Below are 15,722 nucleotides of genomic sequence, written 5' to 3'. Positions count from 1 at the left end.
GGCGTCGTCGCCGGCGTCGAGTGGGGGCCCGACGGCGACCGCTACGCGCTCACCGTCACCGCGAGCACCGACAACACCAACGTCCACGTCGGCGACGTGCCAGCCGGCGAGGCGGCGCGCTGGACCGACGCCGCCACCGCGGGCATCCCCCGCGAGACGTTCGTCGAGCCCCAGCTGGTCCACGTGCCCAGCTTCGACGGCCGGGAGATCCCCGGCTTCTTCTCGGTTCCGGAGGACGCCGACGGCGAACTGCCCGGATCGTCGACATCCACGGCGGGCCGGAGAGCCAGCGCCGCCCCTCGTTCCGCGCGGTGAAGCAGTACTTCCTCAACAACGGGTACGCGGTGTTCGAGCCGAACGTCCGGGGCTCCTCGGGGTACGGGAAGGAGTACGCCAGCCTCGACGACGTGCGCAACCGGATGGACTCGGTGAAGGATCTGAAAGCCGGCGTCGAGTGGCTGCAGGACCACCCCGACGCCGACGCCGACCGCATCGTCGCCTACGGCGGCTCCTACGGCGGGTTCATGGTGCTCTCGGCGCTGACGGAGTACCCCGACCTCTGGGCCGCGGGCGTCGACGTGGTCGGCATCGCGAACTTCGTCACGTTCCTCGAGAACACCAGCGACTGGCGGCGCTCCCTCCGCGAGGCGGAGTACGGCAGTCTCGACGAGGACCGGGAGTTCCTGCAGGAGATCTCGCCGACGAACAACATCGAGAACATCACGGCGCCGCTGTTCGTGCTCCACGGCGAGAACGACCCGCGCGTGCCCGTGAGCGAGGCCGAACAGATCGTCGACGACGTTCGGGACCAGGGCGTTCCCGTCCGCAAGCTGATCTTCCCCGACGAGGGCCACGGGTTCTCGAAGCTGGAGAACCGCATCGAGGCGTACTCGGCGGTGGTGGAGTTCCTCGACGAGCACGTCTGAGGCCGGGTCACCGGCTCCCTCCTCGCAGGGGAGACAGCTCGGTCCCACCGACCGAGTCGCGACCGGCTGGCTACCAGCTCGCGACCGAGAGGGTACTGCAGCCCGCCCGGGAGCCGTGAACGCGGGCGTCTCCTTATCACCTCGGCTCCCGTACAGGTCCGTATGAGTGCCGAGCACCCGAACGAGATGGACGAGGCCGAACGGGACGCGTTCCTCGGAGCCGGTGGCACGGGCGTCCTCTCGCTGAGCACTGCCAGTGGCGAGTCGCCGTACTCGGTCCCCGTGTCCTACGGCTACGACCGCTCGACCGGTACGTTCTACTTCCGGCTCGCGGCCGATGCCGACAGCGAGAAGGGCGAGCTCGACGACCGGCCGGCGACGTTCGTGACGTACGACCGGCCGGCGGACCGCTGGCAGAGCGTCGTCGCCGAGGGGCGACTGGAGCCGACCGAGAAGGACTCGATCGCGCTCGAGACGCTCGAGGGGCTCGGCAACGTCGACATCCAGTACGTCGACATCTTCGACCAGCCGCTCGAGACGGTGTCGTTCGAGTTCTACCGGTTCGTCCCGGAGCGCATCGGCGCCCGCCGGGAGGCGAGAACCAGGCCGTAGGCGCCCGGCAGCCAGTTCGCGCGGCGCTGGGGGCGTTATCAGACCTACCAGTCTGGTGGGAAATAGTTAAGTCGCCGTCGGTGGCTGTTCCGGTCAGCCATGTTGGAAGAAGGACTCTCGTACCCGTTGAACGGCGACAGTGCGCTCGGGCGGATCATCATCGGCGGGCTGCTCGGCTTCGGTAGCTTCCTCATCGTCCCGGCGATCGCGCTCATGGGGTATCTGGTATGGGTGCTCGACGGCGCCGCTCGCGGGGAGGAGGAGCCCCCAGCCTTCGAGAACTGGGGCGACATGATCGTCGACGGGCTGAAGGCGACGGCGGTCACGATCGTCTACGGGATTATCCCGTTCGTGCTGGTGTTCCTCAGCGTCTTCGTGATCGCCGGCGGGACCGCGTCCGGTAGCGACACCGGCATGGGGATTCTCGGTGGCATCGGCCTGCTGGGGATGCTGGTGAGCGTCGTCGCGATGTTCCTGCTCTACTACCTCATCCCCGCGGCGCTGACGAACATGGCGCTGGAGGACAGCTTCGGCGCCGCCTTCGACTTCGGCACGATCAAGCAGGTGATCCTCACGGGCGACTACCTCGTCGCGTGGCTGATCCCGTTCGTGCTCGCCGCGCTGATGAACGTCGTCGTGTTCCTGCTCGCGGTCACCGTCGTCGGGCTGATCGTGGTGCCGTTCATCCAGTTCTACGTCCAGGTCGCCGCGTTCTACATGTTCGGCGTCGCCTTCGGCAAGGTCGTCGACGTGTCGGGCGCGGTGAGTGAGGACGGAGCCGCGATCTGAAGCGCGTCACGCCGTCTCCACGACGACCGTTTCTGCGACGAGATCGCCGACCCGCTGGCCGCGCTCGGTGACGACGATCAGCGCCGCGCCGAGCAGGAACCCCGCCGGCAGCGCGTCGACGACCCGGAGCAGGTTCCGAACCAGCGCCGCCCAGTAGCCGACGGCCTCGCCGTCCTCGGTGACGACGACGAGCCCCAGCGCGCGCTTGCCGAGCGTCTGCCCGCTGCTCCCCTCGGTGAGAACGAAGTAGCCGAACCCCGCGACGACCGTCAGCGACTGCAGGGCGAGCACGGCGATCTCGACGGCGACCGGGCCCGTGGGGTCGGCGACGAACACGAACGTGAGCGCGGCGACGAGCCCCGAGAACACGCCGAAGACGGCGCCGATGAGCAGCACGTCGAGGAGGAACGCGCCCACGCGGCGGCCGAACGTCTCGCCCTCGGTGCCGAGCCGCGGAGTCGGACGGGTCACGTGGACTCCGAGGGTGGGGGCTTCCTTCACGGTTGTGACCCACTCCGGGTCCTCGTCGCCGAGGGCGGGATCGTAAAGTCGGTTTCGCGTCGCAAAGCAACTCGGCTACTCACCACCAGTCCGCCAAGTTCGAGACCGGAATGAGTCGCGTTCTCGAAAGAGCAAACGTGGTAAGGTAGCCGCCCGTACGTTCAACCATGTCCTCGAACTCGGACGGCCGACAGCTCGGACTGGTACTGCTCGCCGTCGTCGTCGCGCTGTTCGTCTTCCCCGTCCTGTTCATGGGGTTCGGGATGATGGGCGTCGGCGGCATGATGGGCGGCGCCTGGGGCGGCCACATGTGGGACGGCGGCGCCACGGGCGGCTGGGTCCCCCTGCTCGGGCTGGCGATGCAGCTGCTGTTCCTGCTCGCGCTCGTCGGTGGTGCCTACCTGCTCTACCGCGCCGTCGCCGGCGACGACGGCACGGACCCCGCGATGGCGGAGCTCCGCTCGGCGTACGCTCGCGGCGAGCTGAGCGACGAGGAGTACGAGAGCCGTCGCGAGGCGCTCGAACGGGACCGCGAGGGGTGATCGGTCGTGGCGGCTCGACAGCCTGACCGGCGCTCGCTCCCGCGGTGGGTCGATCGCTACACGACGGTGGGCCTGTACGCGCTCGTCGTCGGGACCGGGCTCTGTCTGGTCGCGCTGTTCACCAACCCCGTCCCGGACCCGTCGTTCCCGTGGGCGACGCTGCCGGCGTCGCTGCGACTGCCGGTGCGCCAGCCCCGGATCGAACACTGGCCTGTCACGTACACGGTGGGTATCTGGCTGTGGGTGGGCGCGTTCCCGACGCTGTTCTTCGCGGGCTATCGACGGCTCCGCTGGGGCGTCGGCGCGACCGGCTGGCTGGTCGGGCTCCCGGCGGCGGCGATGCTCGCGTGGACGACGTACTGTCGGTTCCTCTGGCCGAAGCTCCAGCCGCCGACGTGGAACGCGCCCTCCTACACCCTCGTCTGCTGGCTCTACTGCTCCTCCTACGAGCCGGTGTGGAGCAACGCGGCGTACGCCGTCGCGGCGCTCGGCGTCGGCGCGACCGGCGTCGCGGCCCGGCGGCTCCGCGGGGACGTGGCCGCGCTCGCGGCGTTCGGGATCCTGGCGTTCCCACTGGGGCTGCCCGCGCTGGTCGCCGCGTGGCGTCGACGCGAGACGCGGCGACTCGCCGGCTGACCGACCGCTTCTGCGCTACTCCGCCCGGTCCTTCGTGAGGTTCTCGACCCGACCGCCACACGCCGGACAGACCGTGAGCCCCGCGTCGGCCGTGTGGTGTTCGAGGCAGTCTGTACATTCGTACACTTTTCTCCCCGATCGGTACTCGTTCGGCGACTTCTTCATCGTTACGTGTTACCAATAGTCACTCACAGTATTCAACCCTTCGGCGATCTGGTTCTCGAGGGGTGATGCCGACCCGTTAGAGTGAAACCGCGGCCGGGCGAAGTAGCTCCCAATGAGCGCAGACCAGGAGCAACGCACCATCCGCTGTCTCGTCGCCAAGGTCGGGCTCGACGGCCACGACCGCGGCGCACACGTGATCGCGCGTGCGTTCCGCGACGCCGGCTTCGAGGTCATCTACTCCGGGCTCCACCGCGCGCCCGAGGAGATCGTGCAGGCGGCGGTCCAGGAGGACGTTGACGTGCTCGGGATCTCGATCCTCTCGGGCGCCCACAACACGCTTGTGCCCAAGGTGATCGAGGGGCTGAAGGAGTACGACGCGTTCGACGACACGCTCGTGCTCGTCGGCGGCATCATCCCCGACGAGGACAAGGAGGAGCTGCTGGAGCTGGGCGTCGCCGAGGTGTTCGGTCCGGGGACGCCGATGGAGGAGACCGTCGAGTTCGTCGAGGCGAACGCGCCCGAGCGATGAACGCCGCCGCCGAGACCGAGCTCGTCGAGGAGCTGCTCGCGGGCAAACACCGCGCGCTGGCACGCGTCATCTCGAAAGTCGAGAACCGCCAGCCCGGCTACCGCGACATCGTCTCCCGGCTCCACGAGCACACCGGCCACGCAGACGTGATCGGCGTCACGGGCTCCCCCGGCGCGGGGAAGTCGACGCTCGTCGACAAGCTCGCCGCACAGTACCGCGAGCGCGGGGAGACCGTCGGCGTGATCGCCGTCGACCCCTCCTCGCCGTACACCGGCGGCGCCGTCCTCGGCGACCGCATCCGGATGGCGAGCAACGTCGGCGACATGGACGTGTTCTTCCGGTCGATGTCCGCCCGCGGCACGCTCGGCGGGCTCTCGACGGCGACCTCGGACGCGATCAAGGCGCTCGACGCGTTCGGCAAGGACCGCATCATCGTCGAGACCGTCGGCGCCGGCCAGAACGAGGTCGACATCGTCCGCACCGCCGACACCGTCGTCGTGCTCGTCCAGCCCGGGTCGGGCGACGACGTACAGATGCTCAAAGCCGGGATCCTCGAGATCGGCGACCTGTTCGTGGTGAACAAGGCCGACATGGACGGCGCGAGCCGCACCGTCGCCGACCTGGAGGAGATGCTCCACATGGAGCGCGACCCCACCGCCAAACTCGACACCGGTGGCTTCGAGAAGCCCGACCACCCGGACCAGGACGGGATCGACGCCGACGGGGCCGACGCCGAGGAGGACGAGGCGGAGCACTGGGAGCCGATGGTGCTCGAGACCGTCGCCAAATCAGGTGAGGGCGTCGAGGAGCTGCTCGACACCCTCGACGCCCACTCGGCGTGGCTCGACGAGACCGGCCGCCGCGAGACGAAGGCCAAGCAGCGCTACGCCGCGGAGATCCGCCAGCTGCTCCGGGCCGACGCCGCCGACCTGATCGACGACGAGCTCGATCGCCGCGGCGGCGTCGAGGCGATGGCCGAGCGCGTGCTCGACCGCGAGACCGACCCCTACACGGTCGCCGACGAGGTGCTCGGCCCGATCGAGGACTGCGTCCGCGAGCAGCGGGAGTAGCCGACCGAACGGCGACCCCCGTTTTTCGTTTCACTATATTCATCAGTCGCGAACGACCATCAGGCCACATGCGACGACGCCGACTCCTCCTCGCAGTCGGGACGGCGCTCTCACTCGCGGGCTGTTCGGGCGACACGCCGAGCAGCGAGAGCGAGCCGAGTTCGTCGACGGCGACCGGGACGGTGTCGCCGACCGCTGCCGACGGCCCCGAGCAGGAACTGCTCCCGTACCTGTTCACCGCCGAGGGCCTCGGCGACGCGTGGACTCGAACCGCCCAGACGACGAACGGCGAGTCCGAACCGAACTTCGCCGAACGGGTGTTCCGGAACGAGGAGACCGACCGAGAGCTCTTCGTCGGTCTGCGGGCCCAGGACAGCGTCCTCCTCGCCGAGCAGGCGACGGAGTCGGCGTTGGGCCAGTTCGCCGGCGGTGAGTCGCTGGACGGCCGTATCGGCGACGAGACGTACGCCGCCTACCCCGAGGCGTTCGAGACGGGCGTTCTGTTCCGCGCTGGGAGGTACGTCGGACTCGTGGCGCTCGCGGCGAACGATCCGACCCGCGAGGCGGCGTTCGGCCGGGCCGAAGCGCTACACGAGAACCTCCCGTGAGCGCCGCTGACCGATACTGACGCTTACTCCCCCCGTGCCGCCTCGATTATCGCCTCCTCGGTCTGCCGATCGGGGCCGTTCTCGACGCCGTCACGACCTGCCTCGCGGTGGGCCCGAGCCGTCGTCGCCACGGCCTCGGCCGGGTCGGTCGACTCCCACCCGAGCGCGGCCAGCTTCCCCGTCGCCGCCAGCGCGGGCTGTGGGGTGTACAGCGGGAACTCCGTCGGCTCGACGCCCGCGGAATCGAGGTCGGCGGGACCCGTCTCGACGATCTCGACCTCGGTGTCCAGCCCCTCGGCGACCAGCTCCAGCGAGCGCGAGAGCGAGAACGTGTTTCGGTCCGCGACGTTGTACGCCTCGCCGGCCTCGCCGCGTTCGGCGACGATGCGGAGCGCACTGGCCACGTCCTCGACGTAGGAGCGGTGCAGCAGGCTGTCGCCGTCGAAGGGGACCGCGACCGCGTCGTACTCGGCGACGCGATCGGTCCAGTAGGCGAACCGTTCGGTGTAGTCGTGGGGGCCGTAGACGAGCATCGGCCGAACCGCCATCGCGCGGACGCCGTCCTCGGCCGCGCGGGCGACGACGCGGTCGCCCTCGGCTTTCCGCGGCCCGTAGCTCTCCGTCGAGTCGTCGGTCGCCTGTTCGGCCGTGCAGTCGTGGAGCGCGGTCTCGCCCTCCCGCATCGGCACGTCCGGCGCGTCGTACGCCGAGCCGGAGGAGACGTAGACGTACGCGTCGGCGTCGGCGAACACCTCGGTCGCGGTCGCCACGTCGCCGGGGTGATAGGCGCAGGTGTCGATCACGATCGCCGGATCGACGCGGTCGCGGGCGTCTTCCAGCGCGTCGCGGTCCGTGCGATCGCCGTGGAGCGAACGGACGCCGTCGCGGTCGGCGAAGGGGTTGTCGGACTCCCCGCGCGTGAACGTGGTGACGCAGTAGTCGTGATCGAGCAGCTCCTCGACGGTGTGGCGGCCGACGAACCGGGTGCCGCCGACGACGAGTGCGGTTGGGGGCATGGGTGGAGATGCGTCCCCGCCGGCAAAAGCACGCGCCCCGCGGCAGTCGGCGGGGCTACTCGTCGGGCCGGGGGACGCGCTCGCGCAGCCACTCGACACCCTCCGCGACGGCTTCGGCGTCGTCGCCGGTCACCTTCAGTCGGTTCCGCCCCTCCGTCGAGGGGTAGCTCCCGACGGCGAGGTCGAATCGACTGCGGAACGTCGCGAGCGTCCCGGTCAGCGACCCTTCCGGCGCGGTCGTCTCGAACGTCTCGCTCACGGCGTCGCCGCCGAACTCCTCGGCGACGCTCGCGAACATCGCCTCGAACTCCGCGGGCGGGCCGGGGAACACGTAGACGTTCTCGACGACGGCGCCGGGACAGAGCCCCTCGGGGTTCAGCAGCGGCCGCGCGCCGGCGGGCGTCGCGCCCCACGCCGCCAGGTCGAGGTCGATCTCCTCGGGATCTAGAGCGTCGGCGTCGACGCCGCGGTAGTCGGCGAGGTGAGCGATCAGGTCCTCGCGAACCTCCTCTTCGAGTGTCAGTTCGCGGCCGAACGCGTCGGCGACCGCCGCCATCGTCACGTCGTCGTGCGTGCCGCCGAGCCCGCCGCCGACGACGACGGCGTCGAACTGTCGGGCCCAGTCGGCGACCGTGTCGGCGATCAGGCCGGCGTCGTCCGGGATCGTGAGCATCCGGACGACCGTCGCGCCGCGCTCGTCGAGCCGGCGGGCGAGCCACTCGGCGTTGGTGTTCCGGGTGTCGCCGGCGAGGATCTCGTCGCCGACGGTGACGATGGCCACGTCCATGCGACCCCGGAGGCGGGCCAGCCCCCTGAGTCGTTCGCCTCCGGCCCGACCGAACCGCGGGAGCTATGGCCGGCGGTCGTCCAGCCACGGGCATGTCGTGGTACCTCCTGTTCGCCGCGGGGCTGTTCGAGATCGCGTGGGCGATCGGCTTGGAGTACTCCGAGGGGTTCACCGAACCGGTTCCGACCGCCGGCACCGTCGTCGCGCTCGTGGCGTCGATGCTGCTGCTGGCGAAAGCCGTCGAACAGCTGCCGGTCGGGACCGCCTACGCCGTCTGGACCGGGATCGGCGCCGTCGGGACGGCGCTGTTGGGGATCGCGCTGTTCGACGAGCCGGCGACGGCCTCGCGGCTGGGATTCATCGGCGTCATCGTCGTGGGGATCGTCGGTCTGCACGCCGTCTCGACGTAAAAACGAGCTTCGCGGGTGCAGCCGCGGGCGTCAGTACGACTTCGCGAAGTAGGCGGTCTCGTCGGCGTCGTCGCCACAGACCGCACAGTCGGCGTCCCCCGCGAGCACGTCGTCGTGGTGTTTCTCCTCGTCGTCGGGGAACGGGACCATCACGATCTCGGCCGCCATCTGCTCGCTGATCTCCTCCTCACACGCCTCGTCGCCGCACCACGGCGCCTTCACGTAGCCGCCGTGCTGGCCCAGCGTGCCGAGGATGCCCGCGCGGTCGTCGGCGTCGCGGACGTTCGCCTCGATGTTCTCCTCGGCGTCGGCGAACAGCTTGGCGTAGACGGTGTCGAGCTCGTCGCGGACCGACTCGGCGACGTTCTCGCGGTCGAGGGTGACCTCCTCGCCGTCGGGGCGGTGGACCGCCGTGATCTCGCCGTCCTCGACCTCGTGGGGGCCGATCTCGAAGCGGACGGGGACGCCCTTCAGCTCCCACTCGTTGAACTTGAACCCGGGGTTGCGCTCGTCGCGGTCGTCGAGTTCGACGCGGACGCCGGCGTCCTCGAGCTCGCCGGCGACCTCCTCGGCGTAGTCGATGACCTCCTCTTTCGTCTCGGACTGCCAGATGGGGACGATCACGACCTGCTCGGGCGCGAGCGTGGGGGGCAGCACGAGCCCCTGCTCGTCGGAGTGGGTCATGATCAGCGCGCCCAGCGAGCGCCACGAGAACCCCCAGGAGGTCGTGTGGGCGACGCGCTCCTCCTCGTCCTCGTCGCTGTAGGTGATGTCGAACGCCTCCGCGAACGACTGGCCGAGGTGGTGGGAGGTCGCGCCCTGCACGGACTTCCCGTCGGGCATCAGCGCCTCGACCGTGGTGGTCGTGTCGGCGCCGGGGAACTTGTCGTGGTCGGGCTTCTGGCCGCGCATCACGGGGATCGCGAGCACGTCCTCGTACACCTCCTCGTACTGGTCGAGGCGGGTGAGCGTCTCCTCCCACGCGTCCTCGTCGGTCTCGTGGGCGGTGTGGCCCTCCTGCCAGAGGAACTCCTTGGTGCGGAAGAACGGCTTCGTCTCGGTCGCCTCCCAGCGAACCACCGAGGCCCACTGGTTCACGCGCAGGGGGAGGTCACGGTGGCTGCGGATCCACTGGGACATGTAGGGGGCGATGATCGACTCGGAGGTGGGCCGGACCGCGAGGCGCTCCTCCAGCTCCTCGTGGCCGCCGTGGGTGACCCACGCGACCTCGGGGTCGAACCCCTCGACGATGTCCTTCTCGCGTTCGAGGTAGGACTCGGGGATGAACAGGGGGAAGTAGGCGTTCTGGACGCCGGTGTCCTTGAACCGGGCGTCGAGCTCGCCCTGCACGCGCTCCCAGAGACCGTAGGAGCGCGGGCGGGCGACGATGAACCCGGACATCCCCTCCGGGCCGTAGTTGGTGAGGCCCGCCTTCTGACAGACTTCGGCGTACCAATCGCCGGTGGCGTACTCCTTGGACTCGGTGATCCCGAGCGTCTGGTCGTCGTCGCTCATACCGCGAGGAAGTGGTGGTCGCGGCTTAAAACGTCCGAAGGTGTGTGCCCCTGCTCCGCGCTCACGTGGCGTCGCAGTACGGGGGAGGAGTCACAGGGAAGGCGTCACGCCGGTCTCCATGCGTACCGCCTGCGGTTCGCCGTCGCTGTAGACGAACCGCCCGCGGAACGTGCCGCCGTCGAGGACGTGCGGGAGCCACTCGCGGTCGGTCTGCCACATCTCCGCGAAGGGGAGGTCGTCGACGGGGAACCACCGCGGGTCGGCCTCCGCGGTCTCCTCGGGCGTGCCCGCGTACTCGGTCGCGCGGAACACGTGGACGACGGCGTCCCAGCCGTCCGAGCGGTAGACGAACACGCCCGCCTTCTCCGGGTCGAGCACGTCGATCCCGACCTCCTCGCGCACCTCGCGGACCACGCACTCCCGGACCGTCTCGCCGGGCTCGACTTTGCCGCCGGGGCCGATCCACTGGCCGCTGCCGACGCCGCGTTTCTTGTGGATCAGCAGCGTCTCGTCGCCGGCTGCGGCGTCGTCACCGTCCGGTTGCTCGGTGCCGGTCGCGTCGTCGCCACGGTCGACGAGGTGGCAGAGCGTCGCCGCGGGCAGCTCGTCGACGGGGTCGTCCGCGAACACGGTCGGCGGTTCGTCGGTGCCGAGAAAAGCGTGTCGGCCGACGGAGCGCACCCGCTTTGGGAAGGTTTTTACCACCGCGCGGGAATATTTCGGGGTAAGCGGGTTCTCGCTGTACTTTCCCGCGCGGCACCACCGAAGCGATCACCGCTACCCTCGCGTCGGGCAACGCCGCCGACGCGAGCGTCTTCGACACATGAGTCAAGTAGATACGCAACTCGAGGAGTTGAAAAGTGAGATCGAGGCCGAGATCCCCAGCACGATCTCCATCACCGACGTGAAGTACGAGGGGCCGGAGCTGGTCGTCTACACCCGGGACCCCAAGGAGTTCGCCGGCGACGGCAACCTGGTCCGCCAGCTGGCCTCCAAGCTTCGCAAGCGCATCACGGTCCGTCCCGACCCGGACGTGCTCTCCCGTCCCGCGGAGGCACGCGAGAAGGTCATGGACGTGATCCCGGAGGAGGCCGGCGTCCAGGATCTGGATTTCCACGAGGACACCGGCGAGGTCGTCATCGAGGCCGAGAAGCCCGGCATGGTGATCGGCCGCCACGGCTCCACGCTCCGGGAGATCACCCGGGAGGTGGGCTGGACGCCCGAGGTCGTCCGGACGCCGCCGATCGAGTCGTCGACGGTGTCGAACGTCCGGAACTTCCTGAAACAGGAGCGCCAGGAGCGCCGAGACATCCTCGAACGCGTGGGCCGGCAGATCCACCGCGAGGAGATGCAGGACGAGCAGTGGGTCCGGATCACCACGCTCGGCTGCTGTCGCGAGGTCGGCCGCGCCGCGTTCATCCTCAACACCGCGGAGACGCGCGTGCTCGTCGACTGCGGCGACAAGCCGGGCGCCGAGGGCGAGGTGCCGTACCTCCAGATTCCCGAGGCGCTCGGTGCGGGGGCACAGAACCTCGACGCGGTCGTCCTGACCCACGCCCACCTCGACCACTCCGCGCTGATCCCGCTGCTGTTCAAGTACGGCTACGACGGCCCGATCTACTGTACGGAGCCCACCCGTGACCTGATGGGGCTGCTGACGCTCGACTACCTCGACGTGGCCGCGAAGGAGGGGCGGACGCCGCCGTACGACTCCGCGCAGGTTCGCGAGGCGATCAAGCACTGCATCCCGCTGGAGTACGGCGACGTGACCGACATCGCGCCGGACCTGAAGCTCACCTTCCACAACGCGGGCCACATCCTCGGCTCCGCCGTGAGCCACTTCCACGTCGGCGACGGGCTGTACAACGTCGCGTTCTCGGGCGACATCCACTACGACGACACCCGCCTGTTCAACGGCGCCGTCAACGACTTCCCCCGCGTCGAGGCGCTGGTGATGGAGTCCACCTACGGGGGCCGAAACGACTACCAGACCGACCAGGAGGACTCCGAGGAGGCGCTGATCGACGTGATCAACGAGGCCCACGAGAAGGGCGGGAAGGTGCTGATCCCCGCCTTCGCCGTCGGTCGGTCCCAGGAGATCATGCTCGTCATCGAGGAGGCGATGCGCTCGGGGAAGATCCCGGAGATGCCCGTCCACCTCGACGGGATGATCTGGGAGGCGACGGCGATCCACACCACCTACCCCGAGTACCTGCGGGACGAGCTGCAGGACCGCATCTTCCACGAGGACGAGAACCCGTTCCTCGCCGAGCAGTTCAACCACATCGACGGCGGCGAGGAGGAGCGACAGGAGGTCGTCGACGACGGTCCGGCGATCATCCTCTCGACGTCCGGGATGGTCACCGGCGGCCCGATCATGTCCTGGCTGCGCCACCTCGGCAGCGACGAGGACTCCACGCTCACCTTCGTCGGCTACCAGGCCCAGGGGACGCTCGGGCGACGCATCCAGAACGGCTGGGACGAGATCCCGGTCTCGGACTTCGGCTCGGGCCGCGACGGCCGCGGGTCGAAGCTGACGCTGAAGATGGACGTGGAGACCGTCGACGGGTTCTCCGGCCACGCGGACCGCGAGGGGCTGATGAACTTCGTCCGGAACATGAGCCCGCGCCCGGAGAAGGTGCTCTGTGTCCACGGCGACGAGAGCTCCGTGCAGGACTTCTCCTCGGCGCTGTACCACGAGTTCAACATGCGCACGTTCGCGCCGAAGAACCTCGAGACGTTCCGGTTCAAGTGACCCGTTTTTGCGGGGGCATGTCCTGGGCGGCGTAACCGCCGCCTGCGGCCAGACCCCCGCAAAACCCGTTCATGTCGTCAAAACCCGACGGGTTTTGACTGCTAACCAGAACGCGGAGCGTTCTGGTGATGCAAAAAAAACGCTCACTCGTCCTACGGACTCGCTCGCGCCGAAGAACCTCGAGACGTTCCGGTTCGAGTAACCGCCAGAGAGGCTCTTTCCGCAGTTAGTCCTCGGCGACGACCTCCGCCGGGTCGACGACCGCGCCCGACAGTTCGTCGATGCCGACTTGGTCGCAGTGCGCCACCAGCGGGCACGCCTCTGGTCCGTCGAGACACGCCGGCTCACGGGCGGTGCAGTACTCCCGCCCGAACTGGATCATCGCCGTGTGGCCGAAGCCGCACTTCTCCGGCGGAACCGCGGCCTCGATCGCCTGCCGGACCTGCTCGTGGTCGGCGTCGGCAGGCGCGAGCCCCATCCGGCGCGCGATGCGGTGGACGTGCGTGTCGACGGGGAAGACGCCGCCGCGGCCGCCCGAGAACAGCAGCACGCAGTCGGCGGTTTTCGGGCCGACGCCCTTCATCTCGAGGAGCGCGTCCCGGACCTCGTCGGGGTCGCCGGTTTTGACGAACTCGTCGAAGCCCGCCTCGCCGCCGTACTCGTCGACGACTCTGTTCGCGAGCCGGATGATCGTCTCGGACTTCTGGTTGTACAGTCCGGCCGAGGCGATGGTCTCGGCGAGTTCGTCCTGTGCCGCGTCGCCGAGCGACTCGGCGAGATCCCCACGCTCCCCGTACCGACTCATCAGGCTGTCGTGCGCCGGCTGACTGGCTTTGTCGCTCGTGTTCTGACTCAGGATCGTCCGCACGAGACACTCGAACCCGTCCTGGCCGCCGTAGGCCTTCTGCCAGTACATCGCGCCGAGTTCGTCGACGACCGCCTCGGCGCGCGTCTCGGGTTCGCCGTCGCCGTAGACGACCGCCTCGCCACCACCCTCGGGGCCGCCGCTGATGTTCCTCGACGGCTCGTCGGGTCGGTCGTCGGCGTCGTCGCTCATGCGCCGGTGTTGGCGCGGCGGCCGCAAAAATCGCCCGGCAGCGGCGGTCGTTACGGCTCGACGGTCAGCGTCAGCGTCAGCGTCGCCCCGTCGGCGAGCGCGTCGATCAGGTCGCGATTCAGGTCGGCGGCGGCGCCGTCGGCTCCGACGAACACGGTCCGGTCGTCGACGTACTCGCTGGTCCGGCCGACGAGGCTGCGGTCGCCCTCGAACGTGAGCTCCGGGTCGCCGCGACCGGTGATGGTGTCCGTGAGTGTTCCCTCCTCGGTTTCGACGGCGAACTCGGCGGTGATCGTCGCCGCCGCGGACTGGCAGGCGCCGACGAACGCCTCGTCGAACTCGGCGGGCGTGGTGTCGGCTTCGACGCCGACGATGCAGTCTCCCGCGGGGGTGAGCCAGTCGTCGCTCGTCAGTTCGACGGTGCTCTCGTGTGTGCCCGCGACGTGCTCGTGGCCGCGGGCGTGGATCCGTTCGACGGCGGTAGTCTCGTCGTGGTCGTCGGCCGTCCCGTCGTCGCCCGCGCCGGGGGCCGCGTCGGCGTCGCTCATACCCGCCGGTCGGCGACGCCGCCGGAAGTGCCTGCCGAACTCGAACGACCCTCCGGGCGGTGTGTGGGTCCGTGACGGCCGATAGAGACCGTGTGACGCAATTACACCCACGATTCACCGAAGAATTTAACTACGCCAGTAGCATACGTTCAGGTACCAGAACGCCTCCGGCGCTGGTGGCACCGCACGCAGAATGATCGGGAACTCTTATCCACGATTTACTGCGGTTTCACGAGCGTCCGCTGTGTCCGGAGGGCGGATGGTACAGAGGTTCGATTAGCATGGTAACGAAACAGGACGTACTCGAGAAGTACGACATCGAAGCACTGAACGACTCCGACAACGTCGACCTCCCCGACGATAAACTGGAGGACGGTTCTAAGGGCGAACTCATCAAACTCGCCGGCCAGCTGCGCGACCGGCGGAACGACCTGAACCAGATCGCCTCGGAGCGCGCGTCCAAGCGGGACGACCTGAACGCCAAGACCCGAGAGAAGGTCGACGAGGCACAGGAGCACCGCGAGCAGCGCGACGAGCTCAACGAGCAGGTCCAGGAGCACAAGGAGAAGCGGAACGAGCTCAACGCCGACGCGAACGAGCTGTTCGACGAGGTCGAGGAGATGAAGGAGGACCTCGAGCTCGACGACGGCAAGGACGCCGAGGAGCTCCGCGAGGAGATCGAGGACCTCGAGTTCCGCCAGCAGACCGAGGTGCTCTCCGCCGAGGACGAGCGCGAACTCATCGAGAAGATCGAGGAGAAGCGCGAGCAGCTCGCCGAGCGCGAGGAGAAAGTCGACCAGAGCGACGAGCTCGAAGAGAAGATCGAGAAGGCGGAGGAGGTCCGCTCCGAGGCCAGCCAGCACCACCAGAAGGTGACGGAGCTGGCGGACAAGGCCCAGGAGCACCACAACGAGATGATCGAGGCCTACCGCGAGGCCGACGAGATCCGCGACGAGGCCGACGAGATGCACGAGCTGTTCGTCGAGGCCCAGGAGGCCGCCGACCGCCACCACGAGGACTTCGTGCGCGTCCAGAAGCGCCTGCGCGAACTCGACAAGGAGGAAGAGGAGGAGCGCAAGGACGAGCGCGAGCAGAAGATGGAAGAGGAGAAGGAGGAGGCCGAGGAGATCTACCAGAAGTTCAAGGAGGGCGAGACCCTCGACACCGAGGACCTGATGAAGCTGCAGAAGACCGGCCTGCTGTAACTTCCGACGCGACGGATCGTACTTCGTTTTTCCGTGACGCAGCCCCGATAG

Annotated in this window: 18 protein-coding genes and 1 pseudogene; 11 read left to right on the top strand and 8 right to left on the bottom strand. The window is 68.9% G+C overall.

Annotated features, from left to right (window positions below; translation table 11 throughout):
• The 3 genes and pseudogenes from ACP95_RS10875 to ACP95_RS10865 all read left to right on the top strand — a co-directional run.
• Nucleotides 1–926 (top strand): annotated as a pseudogene (locus tag ACP95_RS10875) (alpha/beta hydrolase family protein); the annotation flags it as partial.
• A 162-nt stretch (nucleotides 927–1,088) separates the two neighbouring features.
• Entirely contained in the window at nucleotides 1,089–1,538 is a 450-nt protein-coding gene (locus ACP95_RS10870) for a pyridoxamine 5'-phosphate oxidase family protein (protein WP_049981228.1), read from the top strand.
• 99 nt (nucleotides 1,539–1,637) lie between these two features.
• Nucleotides 1,638–2,327 (top strand): DUF4013 domain-containing protein, encoded by a 690-nt coding sequence (locus ACP95_RS10865; protein WP_049981227.1) that lies wholly within the window; start codon nucleotides 1,638–1,640, stop codon nucleotides 2,325–2,327.
• 6 nt (nucleotides 2,328–2,333) lie between these two features.
• Here ACP95_RS10865 and ACP95_RS10860 read toward each other — a convergent pair whose 3' ends face one another.
• Nucleotides 2,334–2,798: an RDD family protein gene (locus tag ACP95_RS10860; protein WP_082224665.1), complete on the bottom strand. Its 465-nt coding sequence runs from the start codon at nucleotides 2,796–2,798 to the stop codon at nucleotides 2,334–2,336.
• A 197-nt stretch (nucleotides 2,799–2,995) separates the two neighbouring features.
• Here ACP95_RS10860 and ACP95_RS10855 point away from each other — a divergent pair, with 197 nt between their 5' ends.
• Nucleotides 2,996–3,370 carry an SHOCT domain-containing protein gene (locus ACP95_RS10855; protein WP_049981225.1) on the top strand — a complete coding sequence of 125 codons (375 nt, stop codon included), beginning with the start codon at nucleotides 2,996–2,998 and terminating at the stop codon, nucleotides 3,368–3,370.
• Between the two features lie 6 nt (nucleotides 3,371–3,376).
• On the top strand, nucleotides 3,377–4,006 hold the full coding sequence (locus ACP95_RS10850) for a hypothetical protein (protein WP_049981224.1): 630 nt from the start codon (nucleotides 3,377–3,379) through the stop codon (nucleotides 4,004–4,006).
• 15 nt (nucleotides 4,007–4,021) lie between these two features.
• On the opposite strand, the gene ACP95_RS16695 is transcribed toward ACP95_RS10850, so the two are convergent.
• Nucleotides 4,022–4,171, bottom strand: a complete 150-nt coding sequence (locus tag ACP95_RS16695; protein ID WP_449271571.1) for a DUF7129 domain-containing putative zinc-binding protein — start codon at nucleotides 4,169–4,171, stop codon at nucleotides 4,022–4,024.
• A 112-nt stretch (nucleotides 4,172–4,283) separates the two neighbouring features.
• Between ACP95_RS16695 and ACP95_RS10845 the strand changes: the two genes are divergently transcribed.
• The 3 genes from ACP95_RS10845 (at nucleotide 4,284) to ACP95_RS10835 (ending at nucleotide 6,378) form a co-directional block, all read left to right on the top strand.
• Nucleotides 4,284–4,700, top strand: a complete 417-nt coding sequence (locus ACP95_RS10845; RefSeq protein ID WP_049981223.1) for a cobalamin B12-binding domain-containing protein — start codon at nucleotides 4,284–4,286, stop codon at nucleotides 4,698–4,700.
• Nucleotides 4,697–5,770, top strand: a complete 1,074-nt coding sequence (meaB, locus tag ACP95_RS10840) for a methylmalonyl Co-A mutase-associated GTPase MeaB (RefSeq protein ID WP_049981222.1) — start codon at nucleotides 4,697–4,699, stop codon at nucleotides 5,768–5,770. Before ACP95_RS10845 ends, meaB begins: the two co-directional genes overlap by 4 nt.
• 68 nt (nucleotides 5,771–5,838) lie before the next feature.
• Nucleotides 5,839–6,378 (top strand): hypothetical protein, encoded by a 540-nt coding sequence (locus ACP95_RS10835; protein WP_049981221.1) that lies wholly within the window; start codon nucleotides 5,839–5,841, stop codon nucleotides 6,376–6,378.
• A 23-nt stretch (nucleotides 6,379–6,401) separates the two neighbouring features.
• Here ACP95_RS10835 and ACP95_RS10830 read toward each other — a convergent pair whose 3' ends face one another.
• A complete protein-coding gene (locus ACP95_RS10830) occupies nucleotides 6,402–7,394 on the bottom strand; it encodes an NAD-dependent epimerase/dehydratase family protein (protein ID WP_049981220.1) in 993 nt (330 codons plus the stop codon).
• A gap of 55 nt (nucleotides 7,395–7,449) precedes the next feature.
• A complete protein-coding gene (locus ACP95_RS10825) occupies nucleotides 7,450–8,181 on the bottom strand; it encodes a competence/damage-inducible protein A (protein WP_049981219.1) in 732 nt (243 codons plus the stop codon).
• A 92-nt stretch (nucleotides 8,182–8,273) separates the two neighbouring features.
• Between ACP95_RS10825 and ACP95_RS10820 the strand changes: the two genes are divergently transcribed.
• The gene (locus tag ACP95_RS10820; protein ID WP_049981218.1) at nucleotides 8,274–8,591 is read left to right on the top strand and encodes a DMT family transporter; all 318 of its coding nucleotides are present in this window, start codon (nucleotides 8,274–8,276) and stop codon (nucleotides 8,589–8,591) included.
• Between the two features lie 30 nt (nucleotides 8,592–8,621).
• On the opposite strand, the gene proS is transcribed toward ACP95_RS10820, so the two are convergent.
• Both proS and ACP95_RS10810 read right to left on the bottom strand, forming a co-directional pair.
• Entirely contained in the window at nucleotides 8,622–10,106 is a 1,485-nt protein-coding gene (gene proS / locus ACP95_RS10815; protein ID WP_049981217.1) for a proline--tRNA ligase, read from the bottom strand.
• Between the two features lie 90 nt (nucleotides 10,107–10,196).
• The gene (locus tag ACP95_RS10810) at nucleotides 10,197–10,736 is read right to left on the bottom strand and encodes an 8-oxo-dGTP diphosphatase (RefSeq protein ID WP_202593825.1); all 540 of its coding nucleotides are present in this window, start codon (nucleotides 10,734–10,736) and stop codon (nucleotides 10,197–10,199) included.
• A gap of 193 nt (nucleotides 10,737–10,929) precedes the next feature.
• On the opposite strand from ACP95_RS10810, the gene ACP95_RS10805 reads away from it, so the two are divergent.
• The gene (locus ACP95_RS10805; RefSeq protein WP_049981216.1) at nucleotides 10,930–12,861 is read left to right on the top strand and encodes a beta-CASP ribonuclease aCPSF1; all 1,932 of its coding nucleotides are present in this window, start codon (nucleotides 10,930–10,932) and stop codon (nucleotides 12,859–12,861) included.
• 226 nt (nucleotides 12,862–13,087) lie between these two features.
• Here the strand turns inward: ACP95_RS10805 and ACP95_RS10800 are convergent, their stop codons facing one another.
• Complete coding sequence (locus tag ACP95_RS10800) at nucleotides 13,088–13,918, bottom strand: endonuclease III domain-containing protein (RefSeq protein ID WP_049981215.1); 831 nt, start codon at nucleotides 13,916–13,918, stop codon at nucleotides 13,088–13,090.
• 50 nt (nucleotides 13,919–13,968) lie between these two features.
• Complete coding sequence (locus ACP95_RS10795; RefSeq protein ID WP_082224664.1) at nucleotides 13,969–14,466, bottom strand: DUF371 domain-containing protein; 498 nt, start codon at nucleotides 14,464–14,466, stop codon at nucleotides 13,969–13,971.
• A 281-nt stretch (nucleotides 14,467–14,747) separates the two neighbouring features.
• On the opposite strand from ACP95_RS10795, the gene ACP95_RS10790 reads away from it, so the two are divergent.
• Nucleotides 14,748–15,671, top strand: a complete 924-nt coding sequence (locus tag ACP95_RS10790; protein WP_049981214.1) for a coiled-coil protein — start codon at nucleotides 14,748–14,750, stop codon at nucleotides 15,669–15,671.
• The last annotated feature ends 51 nt before the right edge of the window (nucleotides 15,672–15,722 follow it).

The sequence above is a fragment of the Halolamina rubra genome, assembly GCF_000739555.1.
GTDB lineage: Archaea > Halobacteriota > Halobacteria > Halobacteriales > Haloferacaceae > Halolamina > Halolamina rubra.
This window is presented reverse-complemented; position numbering and strand designations above follow the sequence as displayed.